Source organism: Flavobacterium paronense (genome assembly GCF_030409795.1).
Taxonomy (GTDB): Bacteria; Bacteroidota; Bacteroidia; order Flavobacteriales; family Flavobacteriaceae; genus Flavobacterium; species Flavobacterium paronense.
This window is the reverse complement of record NZ_JAUFQN010000019.1, coordinates 125,605-140,501: the sequence shown is the minus strand read 5'-3', so window position 1 is coordinate 140,501 and position 14,897 is coordinate 125,605. Positions and strand designations below refer to the sequence as shown.

Here is a 14,897-nt window from a genome sequence, read left to right as displayed (position 1 = left end):
TTTAAAATTCAGAGTCATGGCATTAGGAGATTTTTTTAAAAAATTATTTGGTTCGTCACCAAAAGAAGTAGCAGATAAAGCAGAAACTTTTGCTGAAGAAACATTAGAAAAAGCAAAAGTAGCGGCAGCACCATTAGTTGACAAAGTAGAAGAGCTTGTGGATACCGCAAGAGAGAAAGTAAACGAACATGTGCCAGCCGCAAAAGAAACCCTTGAAAATGCTGTTGAAACAGTAAAAGAAAAGGCTACTGAATATGCTGAAAAAGCCGAAGAAATGGCTGAAAAAGCCGTAGCAAGTGTGAAAAATGCTTTTGCCAATGATGCTTCAGAAGAGGCACAAGAAATAAAAACAAAAGCAGAAGATATTGTAAAACCAGCTGATGAAAACGCTGATTAATTTTTAAAATCACTATTTTTGCTAAAATAATTTATCCCGATTTTTCGGGATTTTTTTATCAATTTATGGAAAAGAAAGAACTGCACTATATTCATTCCTTTGCTGACTATGCTGATCAATTTACTACTATGTTGATTGACTATTCACCAAAATTAATTTCAGCTTTATTAATTCTTTTTGTTGGATTATATACCATTAGATTTGTCAATCGCTTGGTGAGAAGAATAATGGTTAAGCGCGAAATAGACCCGACTTTATCAACCTTTTTGGGCGATAGTTTGCTTTGGGCAATGCGCTTTTTGCTTTTTATAACTTTTATTTCCAAACTCGGAATTGAAACTTCTTCCTTTGTTGCTATTCTTGGTGCAATAGGTTTAGCTGTTGGTCTGTCTTTACAAGGTTCATTATCAAATTTTGCTGGTGGTGTGCTGATTATTTTATTCAAACCTTTTAAAGTTAGCGATGCTATAGAAGCACAAGGTGTTTCGGGAACAGTGAGTGAAATTCAGATTTTTGTAACCAAATTAGTTACTGGAAACAATCAAACTATTTTTGTGCCTAACGGAATTCTATCTAATGGTGTTATCACTAATTTTTCGTTGGGAAAAAACAGAAGAGCCAACTTGCTTTTCAACATTTCTTATGATACCAATATTAAAACAGCTAAAGAAATAGTAATGCATGTTTTGGAAAATAATTCCAAAGTATTGAAAAACCCTGCTCCTGCAGTGGTTGTCAATCTTTTGACAGATTCAGCCATACAATTAGCGATACAACCATGGTCAAAAAACGCCGATTTTGGTTCTATGTGTTCCGATGTTTTAGAGGAATGTAAAGAAGCTTTCGACAAAGCCGGAATTATTATTCAGCCTTATGTTAAAGAAGCTTCGAAGAAATAATTTACTTTGGTTTTGAAATCAAAAAATCCTTGAGATAAAAAGGCTCAAAATACGCCACATCTTCAAATTCATTTTTTACAAATTTTTCATAGCTTAAAGAACTCATTTCATTTGCAGAAGGGAAAATTATCTCCGAAAGAAAGTGAAAATTGGCCGCCATTAAAACCGTTTTACATTTTTCCTGACAATCACCAATGAAATATACAGGTGCAGTTATTTCAGCATAACTTTCTTCAGTCAAAATTTCGGCTTGCACATCTTTTATTTTAGTATGATTTGCATCAAAAACGGCACTATAAACTTCCATTCTTCTTGCATCTAACATTGGAATAATCAAACCTTTCCCAACAGCAACTTGCCTAGTTAAAACCTGCAAAGTATCAACAGAAATCAACGGAACACCGAGTGCATAGCACAAACCTTTTGCGGCAGAAACCCCAATGCGCAAACCCGTATAAGAACCCGGACCTTTGCTCACCGCAATGGCTTTCAAATCTTTAACGGAAACACCCGTTTCTTTTAAAATATCTTCAATAAAAACATGTAGTTTCTCTGCATGGGAAAACCCTTGTTCAGCGATTTCTTTGCACAAAACAGTTTCTCCATTTTTTGCCAAAGAAACCGAACAGTTTTTAGTTGCTGTTTCTATATTTAGAATGTAATTCAAGTTTTGAAATTAAATAATATTAATTAGTGGAAACAGTAATAGTAGTTTCCTTTTTATCTTTTTTATTAGATTCTTTTCCTGAAGTAACTTTATCTCCAGAATTAAGATCTTTCGTAACAGTTGTATATGGACCAACAATTACTTCATCGCCTTTCTTTAGACCAGAAGAAATCTCAATATTAGTATCGTCCTGAATTCCGGTTTTTACAACTCTGATTTTGGCTTTATTGCCAACTTTCACAAAAACACATTCAAATTTTTTATCCCTTTTGGCTTTTACTTTTTTGTCTTCACTGTCCTCTTTTATTTCATAACTTTTAACTGCAGCCGTATCCGATTTTATAACAACTGAGCTAATTGGCACACCAATAACTTTCTCTTTTCGTTTCGTGATAATATCAACAGTAGCAGTCATTCCGGGTCTGAATGGCGAATAGCTTACCGGTTTACCTTCTAATAATTCCTGATACGATTCCTTTAAAATTCTAACTTTAACTTTAAAATTTGTCACTTGGTCAGCTGTTATTGCTGTGCTGGCAGAATTAGAAATACTGGTCACAATTCCTTTAAATTCCTTTTTTAAATAAGCATCAACCTGAATATTGGTACTATCGCCAATGTTTATTTTGACAATGTCATTTTCATTCACATCAACTTCTACTTCCATATTATTCAAATTGGCTACTCTCAAAAGTTCTGTCCCTGTCATTTGTTGTGTTCCTAAAACACGTTCCCCTAATTCAACACCAAGTGAAGAAATAGTTCCGTCAGCCGGAGCATAAATAGTTGTTCTTCCAAGGTTGTCTTTTGCTTCTTTTACGGTTGCATTGGCACTTTGCACATTATAGTATGCAGACTTTTTGTTGGCTTCCGCGCTTTCAAATGCCGAAACTGCTTTCTCCCAATCCGATTTTGAAATAATGCCTTTATCGTATAAGGTTTTGCTTCTGTCATAACTTGCTTTTGCTTCTTTAAAAGCAGCATCTGCTTGGCTTAAACCAGCTTTGGTTCCAGATAAATTAGAAATAGTTCTGTTGTAACCTGAAGTATATAAATCAGGATTTATTTTAACCAATAAATCGCCTTTCTTTACCACTTGCCCTTCTTTTACAGGCAATGCTATAATTTCTCCAGATACTTCTGAAGATATTTTTACTTCAATTTCGGGTTGGATTTTTCCGGTTGCTGATACTGTTTCCACAATAGTTATTTCATCCACTTTGGCAGTTTCTACTTGTTTTGAATCATCATTACCGCCAATAATTCCTTTTGACTTTAAGGTAACAAGCACTATAATTAATGCGATAACAACTCCAACAAGTATATAAATTTTCTTTTTTGACATGATTTATTGTTTTTGAATGATTGGGATTCCGAAGTATAATTCTACTACTTTCATTTTAAAAATATAATCGTATTTCGCACGAATAACATCCGATTGCGAAGCTGCAAATACGGTTAGTGATTGATTAAAATCAAACGCATTCATCAAACCAACTGTATATTTTTCTTGGGCATAATTAAAAGCTTCTTGCCTTGCTTCCATAGTGGAAATTGCTGATTCATAAGTTTTTAAAGCACCTTTAGCATCGGTAATTGCTTTATAAACATTGGTTTCTAAATCCAAATTCGCTTGGTTGAAAGCATTTTTGGTTCTTTCATAATCTACTTTTGAACGTTCAACATTATTTCTAGCAGAGAAACCGTTGAATATTGGAACATTTAACTGTAGTCCAAAGTTGTGCCCTTTATTATTGCTAAATTGTTCGAAAACAGGTAAAGGACTTGCAATTATTGGTGTTCCGCTTCCATCAACTCCAACAATTCTATCTGAATAACTGGCATTTGTTCCAAAATTATAACCAAAAGTTAAACTAGGTTGCAATGCGCCTCTTGCTATTTTAATATCTCTTTGCGCAAGCTCCAAATTAGTTTGTGCAATTTTAATTTCGACTCTGACCTGCTTTGCTTTTTCAAGAATCGCTTCGGGAGTTTCAGCCATTATAGAACTTTGCTTTGCTTCTAAGTCAACATCCGCAATGTCAAAATTTTGAAACTCTTCTAATTGAAGTAATTGCGCCAGACTCAATCTTGAAATCAGTAAACTATTTTCGGCAACAACCACTTTTTGATTATCGGCAGCAATTGTAGCTTTCATATCTAACAAATCACCTCTTGGTGTGGAGCCAGAATTAACCAATTCTTGAGTACGTTTCAATTGCTTTTCATCATTTGCTAACTGACCTTGTTGCACTTTTAGATTTTCTTTATTAAAAAGTATATCCAAATATGCATTGGCAACATATAAAGAAATATCATCCTGCATTTTAGTCAATTGATATTGTTTGGCTAGTTGCACCATTTTGGCATTGCGAAGACGATTTACATTTTGTAAACCATTATAAATAGTTACGCTCGAACTCAAACCAACTTGTGTATATTGTGTAGTTTGATTTTCTCTAACATTGGTAACCGGATTAGTATTGGCACCTATACTCCAAGAATGAGAAATGCTGGTGTTTAGATTTGGTAAAAATTTTCCAATCGCTGATGATTTATCAATGTTGGCTGATTTTATATCCAATTCTGATTGCTTTATAGATATGTTGTTTTTCAAGGCGTACTCAACGCATTCTTGAATAGTCCATTTTTTTTGTTGCCCGAATGAAGTAAATCCTAAAAGGAAAATAAAAAGTAATAAAAATGCTTGTGTACTGTTTTTCATAGTAAAAACGGGTTTAAAACCCTTAGTTTTTCTGGTAAACAAAGATATAATTTTTGTCTTTTGATTAACTATTTTAAGACATACAACTTTAGACATACCTTTTTTAATAATGTTACAATGTTTTACGTTTTTTACTTTTATTTTTGCCAAAAATCAATTGCAGTCATGTCAACAATAAAAATAACTCTTTCTATCCTATTTCTTTCATTAGTCTTAAACAGTTGTTCTACCACTCAAAAAATTGAAGCGTTAAAACCACTTCCTTCGGATGATACTCCGATGGTTTACAACAACAAGACATCGTTTGTCAACATGCCGCTGGAAATCTCTTTAAAAGAAATAGAAAACCAATTAAACAAAACGTTGAATGGTGAAATTTTTAACGATTCTAATTTAGAAGATGATAAAACAGAGATGAAAATTACAAAAACGGCACCCATTCGTTTGATTGAGAAAAATGGTAAAATACAAACAATATTGCCCTTAAAAATTTGGTCACGCTTCAAATATGGAACCGACTTCATGGGTTTAAACGACACTAGGGAAATTAATTTGAATGGAACCATTACGCTGATTAGCGATGTGAAATTATCGAATTGGAAAATGTCGACAACCTCTAAAATTGATGATTTTGAATGGTCCGAAAGTCCGTCTATTCTAGTAGCAGGAAAAAATGTCCCGATTACCTACATCATTACTCCAACGCTTTCTATTTTCAAATCAAAAATTGCTAAAAAGATTGACGAAGCTATTGAAAAATCTTGTGATTTTAAACCTTACGTACTTGATGTTTTAGAAAAAATGAGCACACCATTCATAACTAGCGAACAATATCAATCTTGGTTTAAACTTATTCCGATAGAGGTTTATACCACCGATGCCGTTTTAGGAAAAAAAGAAATCAAAATGGATTTGGGATTGAAATGCAATATGCAAACCATGGTTGGTTTAAAACCAAAAAATAGCTTTGACAGAGATGCTGTTCAGTTTAAAGCAGTCACAAAAATTCCTGAAAAACTAACTGCAAATATTGCTGCGATTTCTACATATGAAAGTGCATCCAGGATTATTTCTAGTAATTTTCAAGGCAAAGAATTTACTGCTGGTAGTAGAAAAATCGTAGTTCAAAATGTGGCACTTTGGCAAAAAGACGGAAAAATTATTATTGCTCTTGATATGACAGGAAGTATCAATGGAACGATATATTTATCAGGAATTCCAAATTACAATACGGTTACCAAAGAGATATATTTTGATCAAATGGATTATGTATTAAATACCAAAGGATTATTAACCAGAACTGCCAATTGGTTACTTCAAGGTGTTATTTTGAAAAAAATTCAAGAAAATTGTCGCTATTCAATTAAAGAAAATTTAGATGAAGGCAAGAAAAGTTTACTACCATATTTGAATAACTATTCACCCATGAAAGGTGTTTTCGTCAACGGAACAATGAATGATTTTGATTTTGAAAAAGTAGAAGTAACCGACAAAGCCATCATCGCATTTATAACCGCTACCGGAAAAATGAATGTGAAAATTGACGGAATGGATTGAGTCTGATTAAGGAATTAGGATTTAGGAATTAGGATTTATGTTTTTACCTTTTTTGAAATACATCCTGTAAATCGCAAAGCCAATTACCGCTACAATTATATAGGGAACAGCCATCAGGAAAACAATACCATCGTTTACGGCTTCTACTTTGGTTTTATTGCCTTCGCTTTCTAAAGAAGCGCGACACATGGCGCATTGAGCTGTCGCAGAAAGAGAAAAGAAGCAAGAAGCAAGAAGCAAGAAAAAAATACTTTTCAAACTAAATCGTCTTGGCTCTTGTCTCTTTCTTCTTTGTTCTTTAGTTTGCATAGTATGGTGAAATCATTAAGTACACCACAACACCAGTAACAGCAACATATAACCAAAGCGGGAAAGTGATTTTTGCAATTTTCTTATGTTTGTCAAATCGTGCTGCTAAGGCTCTAACATAAGTAATCAAAACCAATGGAATGATTGCTACTGACAACGCGATATGGGTAAGCAAAATGAACAAATACACAGATCTCATTGTGCCTGCATATTCTTTTTCTTTTGCATCTAAAATTTTATTGCCATCAATATCGCCATAAACTGTTGAATCTGCCGTCATGTGATACGCGACATACATCACCAAAAAAATTACAGAACAAGCAATAGCCGTAGTCATAAATCTTTCATGCACTTTTTGATTTCCGTTTTTAATTGCCATTACTCCCATTACTAAAAATAAGGCAGTAAGTCCGTTTATGGCAGCATAAATGGGCGGTAAGAACGTAAGTGGTTCCACTTCAATTCCAAAATCTTTTAGCTTCACCGTAAACAAAACGGCTACAACTACTGGTATTAGTATCGAAACCAAAATTATTGGAAATTTAAATCTTTGTTCTAAGGTTTTATTATCTAACTTATTCATTTAAAAGTTTTTTTATGTCTTGTGTAATGGCTTTTACTCCTTTTTTATCTAATCCGTCGTAATATAAAATTGGGTTTCCAAAATCATCTCTTCTGCAACGTATGTTTCCCTTTTTGTCTATCAATGCAAATAATCCGGAATGCTCAAATCCGCCTTTGACGTTTTTATTTTCGCCGGCATACAGATTAAATCCTTTGTTGGCAATGTTAAAAATATAGTCTTTGTCGCCCGTTAACAAATGCCAATTCGAAGACTTCACGCCAAGTGTTTTGGCATGTTCTTTCAATACTTTTGATGAATCATGTTCAGGATCAATAGATATGGAAGCGATTCCAAAATTCGGATTTCCGAAAAATTCATTTTGAATACCAACCATATTTTTGTTCATGACCGGACAAATAGAAGGACAAGTGGTGAAGAAAAATTCAACGAGATACACTTTACCCAAATAGGTGTTATTGTTAACCTTCGTTTCGTTTTGATCTGTTAATTCAAACTTTGGCGCCGGACCAATTTTAACCAAACCTGTTTCGCCATCTTTATGATTGGAAATAGCATCTAATCTGTCGCCTTGCACTACTGTATCACTTTTTATTCTGCTTATAATTCTCGGAATAAAGATGATTCCGAAAACTAAAACAATAAATGATAATCCGATGTATGATTTATTTTTCATTTAATAATAAGCTAAAGTTCTTTTGTGGCATTATGATTTTTTTTAAGGGCAGCGCGGTATTCATAAATGATGATTTTCATATCGTCCATCATCTTATTATAAAGCTCAGAAACCAAAACAGTACTGTATCCTTCTTTATATTCAGGCGTTCCTTTTTGATCTTCGCCTTTTCTGCCTCTTAGGTTTCTTTTCTTGTCGATAATAAAAACATTTGGCGTTGCTAATGTAGTATCTAGTTTACCAACTAAATGAAGTTGATTATAGAAACCCGTTATTTCATTTGGCGAAGCAAAAACAAAATTCCATCCTTTGCGTGTGCCTAATTTTTTTATATCTATATTTAGTAACTCCTCAACTTGACCTTGGGTTCCATCGGGAAGCACCATCACTACTTGAAAATCTTTGAAATCTTTATACTTATTATAGATGATTTCGTAAAGGTTAAAGAAATTGCCTTTGTGTTTCATCACATCAGTTCCAATAAAGCCCAGGATGGTTATCTTATTAGTTAAAGCGACTTGTTTATTGTCCAGCGTTTTCCAGGTATTGACTTCGGGAACTTCTTTAGTAATGATGGGCAAAGAAATAAAACTATTTATACCGGAAGCAAAGAAAAGATAGGCAACAATCGGTAAAACAAACAAGATAAAAAGGACAATGTTTTTTTTCATTTGGATTGTGAAAAATGAATGTACAAAAATAAAAAAATCCCGTCTGGTTTAATAACTCGACGGGACATTTTTTGAATTAATATAGTGTTAAAAATTCCACTTGATAGTAGCATTTTTAAAAACCTCGAAAATGTAATCTGCTTCAACAAGAAGTATAAATAGTAAATATAATACAAGGAAAATAACAGTTCCAACAACTGCCCAACGTAAACTGCTTTTTTCGCCTTCCATGTGCATGAAAGCCCAAACAATATAATATGCTTTGTATAACGTTAATAAGATGAATACCCAGTTTAACAGGTTCATGCTAAGGAAATTGTTCATGAATAAAAAACCTGGTCTGGTAATTCCCAAATACACCTCAACTGTAGTTACTACAGATAAAAGTGCGAAAACCATCCAAATTCTTTTAATATTTGATCCGTCGTGTGCTTGTTCGTGTGACATAATATAAATTTTATAAAAAAATTAAACTAAGTAGAAGAATGTAAATACGAATACCCAAACTAAATCGACAAAGTGCCAATAAAGTCCGACTTTTTCTACCATTTCATAGGTTCTTCTTTTCTCATAGGTTCCTAAAACAACGTTTAAGAAAATAATGAAGTTGATAATAACTCCCGAGAATACGTGGAAACCGTGGAAACCTGTAATAAAGAAAAAGAAATCAGCGAACAATTTACTTCCGTATTCGTTGTGTTTTAAGTTAGCACCTTCAACAACTGATGCCCCATTACCTACCATTATTTCTGATTCAGCTCTGGTTAATATTTCTCGGTGCTTGTTATGATTTAAACCCGGTTGCAATTTTTTATTGGCTTTATCTTCAGCCGTATCTCTGTAAATTTTTTCAGTTCTGATTAGCAATTCCGGATGTGCTTTGAAACCGGCTTGTACTTCTGCAACAGAATACGTTGCTATCGCATCTTCATCTTTCATAAACCATTTCCCTTTATCTCTTGTCAATGGTTCTCTTTGTCCCGGTAAATGAATAGCAAATTCTTCGAGCTTAACTCTTTCGCCTTCTTTGTTTACAAATTGAATAATACTTCCACCTTTGGTTTCTACAGCACCATATTCTCCCTTAATGAAGTTTTTCCATTCCCATGCTTGTGATCCCACGAAAATTAAACCTCCAAGAATCGTTAATAGCATGTAGAACGCTACCTTTTTCTGTTTCATATGATGTCCGGCATCAACCGCCAACACCATCGTTACAGAAGAGAAAATCAAGATAAAAGTCATCAATGCCACATAATACATCGGTGCTTCTACACCATGCATAAACGGAAAGTGCGTAAACACTTCGTCGGCAATAGGCCAATTATCGATAAATTTAAATCTTGAAAAACCATACGCAGCAAGAAAACCAGAGAAGGTTAAAGCATCTGAGATGATGAAAAACCACATCATCAATTTGCCATAACTTGCTCCCATTGGCTCATTTCCGCCACCCCAAGTATTTTCAGTATTATTTCCAGTAGTAACTGTAGCTCCCATAAAAGTTATAAGTTAAAAAGTTCCCAAATTTAGATTTTTTTTCTTATTTAAAGAAATATAAAAAGAAAAACAAACAAATCCATAAGAAATCAAGAAAGTGCCAATACATCGCACCTAGCTCAATTCCAAGTGTTTGACTTGAATTGTATTTTTGTTTAAAATGATTATAAATTATGTATAAAAGCGAAATTAATCCTCCTGCAAGATGCACAAGGTGAACCGTAGCAATTACGTATAGAAAAGTTGTAGCAATATTACTCTCCGGACCGGCAAAAAAATACCCACTATCCATCAATTGTCCAAAGCCTTTAAATTGACAAAACACAAAGGAAATTCCCAAGGCTAAAGTCAGCAAAAGATAATTAGTTGTCAATAGTCTATTGTCTTTTTGAATGGCTTTTTTGGCCATATGAAACGTTAGGCTACATAAAAGAATTATCAGTGTGCTAAAGTAAAAAGCGGTTGGCAACTGGAAATCCTTCATCCAATCTTCCCTTGATTTACTTACTACAACAGCACTCACTATTCCGGCAAACATCATCGTCATGCTTCCCATAGCAAACAACAACAATAGTTTTGCTGATCTTGCTTTTCTTTCTTTTTCTTCCTGGGCAGTCATTGTCATATCCATTATCTTAAAAATTTATCTATAATATAAACCAATTGCAGCAAAGATATGTAAGAAACGCTTACCAGCATTAATGTTCGGGCTGCTTTTGTAGTTCTTTCTTGGTATAATTTTACCGCATAAATAATCATCCAAACGCCAAGCAAAAATACGATTCCCGCTGCAATAGGCGAAAGAAATAATCTTCCGGTATAACCCAAACACGGCAACATTGATGCGATTAACAACCACACGCAATACAATATCGTTTGCAAAGCGGTAGAAGTATCCCTTTTTCCCGTTGGCAGCATAAAAAACCCTGCCTTTTGATAGTCATCAAATAAAAGCCAGCCAATAGCCCAAAAATGAGGAAACTGCCAAAAAAACTGTATCAGAAAAAGCGTTCCCGCTTCAATACCAAAATTATTCGTTGCTGCAACCCAACCCAACATAAACGGAATAGCACCCGGAAAGGCGCCCACAAAAACCGAAAGCGGTGTGTATTGTTTTAACGGTGTGTAAACGCTGGTATATAAAAATATAGATATCGCGCCAAACATAGCCGACTTCGGATTGATAAGGTATAGCAGTATCAAACCAACAATAGTAAGTAAACTCGCAACAAACAAAGCATGATTAGGCGACATTCTTCCCGATGCTACCGGACGATTTTTAGTTCGGTCCATCAAAGCATCAAGGTCTTTTTCTATAACTTGGTTAAAGGCGTTCGAGGCACCAACCATACAGTAACCACCAACGGCCAACATTAATAAAGTCGTGACTTTTAAATCATGAAAGTCAAGCACACCAAGCAAATAACCCGCAATAGAAGAAAACACCACACTAACAGCTAAACCTGCTTTCGTGATTTCTTTAAAATCAATCGCAATTTGTTTGAAGGAAAATGTGTTAACGGTAGCGTTCATCAAAGTTTTAAACTGCCGCAAAGGTACTTTATAGCAAACGATTTGACAAAAAAATTAAGCATATATTTTTGGAGCTATTTATTGGTTTCAGGAGCGGCACTTTTGTCTTTATTTACACTTCTGCTCCCGCTATCCGCGCTACATGGTAGCTAGCTCCTATCGGGGCTATAAATCACTAATGTTTTATTTATCAGCCATAAAAAACCACAAAATGCTCACGTAGTTTTGATATTCTTTGCTGGCACGGATTACAAATCCGCACTATCGGGATTTTTACCGCTTATCAATAGTTTTTAAATTGATGCGCACAAACTGATTAATTCATACGCATGAACTGATTAATTCATAAGCATGAACTGATTGATTCATACGTATGAATTAAATGATTGATGCGTATGAATTATTTAAGTTATCCTAATAATCAAAATACCAATTGAAAATATCACATCTTAAACCAACAGAAAACCAAGTAGTGCTTTCTTTAATAGCTGTTGCTGTTTCGGTCGCCGGGTTAAAGTTTCTGTAGATAAAACTACCAAACAGTTTCATATTCGTCGCTGGATTTATCAAATAACCCGCTTGCAAATCGGTTATGAAAATACTGGTTTTGTTTCCTTGTCCAATGTTTACGCCTGTATCGTTTGGTCGGTTATCATTATAACTCAAGTAGATATTGCTTCCGTAATTATAATTGTCAGTAGCATTGTTAAAATCCAATCCCCTTTCACCAAAAGTAACTTTAGCATCAGCAAAGTATCTTCCTTTATGGTAACGGGCAATGGCAATAAATTCCTTGAAGTTTCCACCCCATTGGTGCCCTAAACTTTGGTTGTTGTGTCCATAGTTGGTAATGGCTTCACTATGTGAGTATACATAAGGACGCACATGGTTGTATTCGACTTGCAATAATAAATTTTTGATGTTGAACGCATTGTAATACTTGGCTCCGAGTTGGTAACCATATTTGTTTTTCCAGCTTTTATTTCCAGCTTTTATTTCCTTCAACGAAAATTCATCTAACAAAAACTGTCCGTAAAAATTGATTTGATTGTTCCATTTTACTTTCGTTGTCAAACCTAACAACGCATTTCCGCTTCGTGCCGATGAAGTAAACTCAACCGTACGGTAAAATATAATTGGGTTTACAAAACTCATATCAAAACCACGGTTGTTTGTATTGGTCCACACCACCGATTCGAAAAGTCCAATATTCCATTTGTTTGTAACATTCAAACTCAAATAATGACTGGCGGCGAACTTGGTTGCATAGGTTCTATCAACCGTCACATCCGGACGAACATCTTTTAGCCAAGTGTAGATATTGGTGTATTTTATTTTCCAGAACGTAGTGTTTAGTTTAAAATAAGGATACGGACTTGCGCCATCGCCTAACAATAAAGAACGATACCCATCGCCAATAAAATTCTTGCCGTAACCCAAATTCAAATTGATAAATTTACTTGGCGTATAAGACAAATTGGCTTCTGCCAAAGGAAAATCATAAGCATCCGATTTGAACGGTTTTGCAATTCCGATACCGGGAATAATGGCTGGGTCACCTCCTGAAGGTTTTATCGATTCGGCATAGCGATTGAAATAATCCGCAAATCGACCTTGACTTTCATAGATAGTTGTCGTAAAATTTAATTCCTTACCTAAACCGCCATTAAACTGAATTCCTCTGGTATTTACATAAGTATATGAAGCTACACTTGGGTCACTTTTTCCCATTTGAATATCAAAAATAGGATTTAGGGTAAACCAATAATCTTCGCCTTGAACCTGGACTAGACTTTCATCCCAAAGTTTTCTTCCGAACCATTCTTTTTTGCCTTTCAATAACTTCTGATTCTCTTCTTTCAGGTTATAATATTTGGAAACTTCCGCATAAGAAAAAGGTTTTGAACCGGTATGATTATTAGCGCCAACTTGATTCAATTCATCATCAAATTGCGAGTAATAACTGTGTGAAAACGGAATATTGATATGGCTTTCAAACTGTGGATTATCAAATTTTTTATACTTGATGCTGTCTAATTCTGAAAGTTGTTTGTCGTTGGGTTTAAATAATTTTGAATTTTTTTCGGCTAAAGCATCGGCATCTTTTTGCGCTTGCAACTCGGCGGCACTTTGTAAAGGGATGGCAATTTTAATAGTGTATTTAGCATACGTTGGATTTCCGTTATAGGTTGCCGGATCAATCTTTGGCATTTGAGCAAAGACTCTTTTGCTTTCTGCTACCAGCGATTCATCTATGGCATCAACATACTGTACTTTGAAATTTCCGGAATCATCCACTTCAAAAAGAACAATGACGGTTCCTTTGTAATTACTTTGTTTCAGCTTTTCGGGCACTTTGAAATTATTGTACACAAAATCCTGTACCTGATTATAAAAACAAGTTTCCAAGGCTTGAAACTGTAAATTTTCGCACGATGGAAAAACAGGAAATCTCTCGGTTGCTTTTTTAGTAACTTGAGCATTAATTGTGCTCGTTAAAAAAAGCAGCACTAAAAACGGTAGTGATTTTTTCATTTTTTTAATATATCGATTAAAGATATTATTTTTTATTCATGGGATAAAAGTAAAAAAAATCCCGTCTCGTAGGATAACGAGACGGGACAATCTTTATTATCTGGTTGTTTGTAGTTTTTTAAATAAAACAAATAGCCCTAATGCAAACAGTGCTCCTGTTAAATTTGCCAACACATCAAATATATCGGCATGTCGGGTTGTGGTTACTGTTTCCTGCAAAAACTCAATCAGTATTCCGTAACAAAGTGATATAATGACAAGCCGCACTATTTTTGATAACGCTCTTTCATTGCCCCATAAATAAAATCCCCAGAGCGTTGTGAAAACAAAATGAAAGGTAAAGTGAACGTATTTATCTGCATCAGAAACGCCAAAAGAAGGCAAGTCATTAAACTTTACAAGACACAAAATAGCAATTAAAATAGTCCAGCCTATGGCTAAACTTAGTATTGCTTTTTTAAGCACCGATGAGTTGTTTGTAAGCATCACTCGAAAGTAATTCTTCTATCTCGTCAGCGTTAGCAATTTTGACTTTGACCATCCAGCCTTTTCCATAAGGATCTGAATTGACAGCTTCCGGATTTGATTCTAATTCATCATTAAATTCAATTATTTCTCCTGATAATGGAAGGAATAAATCAGATACTGTTTTCACCGCTTCAACGGTTCCAAAAACTTCATCTTTGTCTAAAGTTTGATCTAAAGTTTCTACTTCAACATAAACAATGTCGCCCAATTCTTTTTGTGCAAAATCGGTGATGCCAACAGTGGCGGTATCGCCATCAATTAAAACCCATTCGTGGTCTTTAGTATATTTTAAATTGCTTGGTATATTCATTTGATAT

The 14,897-nt window shown here is 34.5% G+C and carries 17 protein-coding genes; 3 read left to right on the top strand and 14 right to left on the bottom strand.

The annotated features are described in order from the left end of the window. Positions 1–16: 16 nt before the first annotated feature. Together QWY90_RS02225 and QWY90_RS02220 are read left to right on the top strand one after the other, a co-directional pair. Positions 17–397: a hypothetical protein gene (locus tag QWY90_RS02225; protein WP_290284194.1), complete on the top strand. Its 381-nt coding sequence runs from the start codon at positions 17–19 to the stop codon at positions 395–397. Between the two features lie 65 nt (positions 398–462). Next, positions 463–1,296 carry a mechanosensitive ion channel family protein gene (locus QWY90_RS02220; RefSeq protein WP_290284193.1) on the top strand — a complete coding sequence of 278 codons (834 nt, stop codon included), beginning with the start codon at positions 463–465 and terminating at the stop codon, positions 1,294–1,296. A gap of 1 nt (position 1,297) precedes the next feature. Here the strand turns inward: QWY90_RS02220 and tsaB are convergent, their stop codons facing one another. From tsaB to QWY90_RS02205, 3 genes are read right to left on the bottom strand one after another with little or no spacing between them, the layout of a single operon-like run. Further along, positions 1,298–1,963, bottom strand: coding sequence for a tRNA (adenosine(37)-N6)-threonylcarbamoyltransferase complex dimerization subunit type 1 TsaB (gene tsaB / locus QWY90_RS02215; RefSeq protein WP_290284191.1), 666 nt, complete (start codon positions 1,961–1,963; stop codon positions 1,298–1,300). A gap of 19 nt (positions 1,964–1,982) precedes the next feature. After that, a complete protein-coding gene (locus tag QWY90_RS02210) occupies positions 1,983–3,308 on the bottom strand; it encodes an efflux RND transporter periplasmic adaptor subunit (RefSeq protein ID WP_290284190.1) in 1,326 nt (441 codons plus the stop codon). A gap of 3 nt (positions 3,309–3,311) precedes the next feature. After that, positions 3,312–4,688, bottom strand: coding sequence for a TolC family protein (locus QWY90_RS02205; protein ID WP_290284189.1), 1,377 nt, complete (start codon positions 4,686–4,688; stop codon positions 3,312–3,314). 165 nt (positions 4,689–4,853) lie between these two features. On the opposite strand from QWY90_RS02205, the gene QWY90_RS02200 reads away from it, so the two are divergent. Then, positions 4,854–6,245 carry a DUF4403 family protein gene (locus tag QWY90_RS02200; protein WP_290284188.1) on the top strand — a complete coding sequence of 464 codons (1,392 nt, stop codon included), beginning with the start codon at positions 4,854–4,856 and terminating at the stop codon, positions 6,243–6,245. Between the two features lie 21 nt (positions 6,246–6,266). Here the strand turns inward: QWY90_RS02200 and QWY90_RS02195 are convergent, their stop codons facing one another. The 11 genes from QWY90_RS02195 to gcvH all read right to left on the bottom strand — a co-directional run bounded on the left by QWY90_RS02195 (position 6,267) and on the right by gcvH (position 14,890). Continuing rightward, on the bottom strand, positions 6,267–6,554 hold the full coding sequence (locus QWY90_RS02195) for a hypothetical protein (RefSeq protein ID WP_290284187.1): 288 nt from the start codon (positions 6,552–6,554) through the stop codon (positions 6,267–6,269). Then, positions 6,544–7,137: a DUF420 domain-containing protein gene (locus tag QWY90_RS02190; protein ID WP_290284186.1), complete on the bottom strand. Its 594-nt coding sequence runs from the start codon at positions 7,135–7,137 to the stop codon at positions 6,544–6,546. Before QWY90_RS02190 ends, QWY90_RS02195 begins: the two co-directional genes overlap by 11 nt. Beyond that, positions 7,130–7,813, bottom strand: a complete 684-nt coding sequence (locus QWY90_RS02185) for an SCO family protein (RefSeq protein ID WP_290284185.1) — start codon at positions 7,811–7,813, stop codon at positions 7,130–7,132. The genes QWY90_RS02190 and QWY90_RS02185 overlap by 8 nt, the downstream gene beginning before the upstream one ends. 11 nt (positions 7,814–7,824) lie before the next feature. Further along, a complete protein-coding gene (locus tag QWY90_RS02180; protein ID WP_290284184.1) occupies positions 7,825–8,484 on the bottom strand; it encodes a hypothetical protein in 660 nt (219 codons plus the stop codon). A gap of 87 nt (positions 8,485–8,571) precedes the next feature. Then, positions 8,572–8,931, bottom strand: a complete 360-nt coding sequence (locus tag QWY90_RS02175; RefSeq protein ID WP_290284183.1) for a cytochrome C oxidase subunit IV family protein — start codon at positions 8,929–8,931, stop codon at positions 8,572–8,574. A gap of 21 nt (positions 8,932–8,952) precedes the next feature. Further along, the gene (locus QWY90_RS02170) at positions 8,953–9,984 is read right to left on the bottom strand and encodes a cytochrome c oxidase subunit 3 (RefSeq protein WP_290284182.1); all 1,032 of its coding nucleotides are present in this window, start codon (positions 9,982–9,984) and stop codon (positions 8,953–8,955) included. 43 nt (positions 9,985–10,027) lie between these two features. Further along, complete coding sequence (locus QWY90_RS02165) at positions 10,028–10,615, bottom strand: cytochrome c oxidase subunit 3 (protein ID WP_290284181.1); 588 nt, start codon at positions 10,613–10,615, stop codon at positions 10,028–10,030. Beyond that, a complete protein-coding gene (gene cyoE, locus QWY90_RS02160) occupies positions 10,615–11,517 on the bottom strand; it encodes a heme o synthase (RefSeq protein WP_290284180.1) in 903 nt (300 codons plus the stop codon). The genes QWY90_RS02165 and cyoE overlap by 1 nt, the downstream gene beginning before the upstream one ends. Before the next feature lie 414 nt (positions 11,518–11,931). Continuing rightward, positions 11,932–14,052 carry a gliding motility outer membrane protein RemB gene (locus QWY90_RS02155; protein ID WP_290284179.1) on the bottom strand — a complete coding sequence of 707 codons (2,121 nt, stop codon included), beginning with the start codon at positions 14,050–14,052 and terminating at the stop codon, positions 11,932–11,934. Positions 14,053–14,148: 96 nt separating this feature from the next. Further along, the gene (locus QWY90_RS02150; RefSeq protein WP_290284178.1) at positions 14,149–14,517 is read right to left on the bottom strand and encodes a VanZ family protein; all 369 of its coding nucleotides are present in this window, start codon (positions 14,515–14,517) and stop codon (positions 14,149–14,151) included. Beyond that, positions 14,510–14,890: a glycine cleavage system protein GcvH gene (gcvH, locus tag QWY90_RS02145; RefSeq protein WP_290284177.1), complete on the bottom strand. Its 381-nt coding sequence runs from the start codon at positions 14,888–14,890 to the stop codon at positions 14,510–14,512. Before gcvH ends, QWY90_RS02150 begins: the two co-directional genes overlap by 8 nt. Between the last annotated feature and the right edge of the window lie 7 nt (positions 14,891–14,897).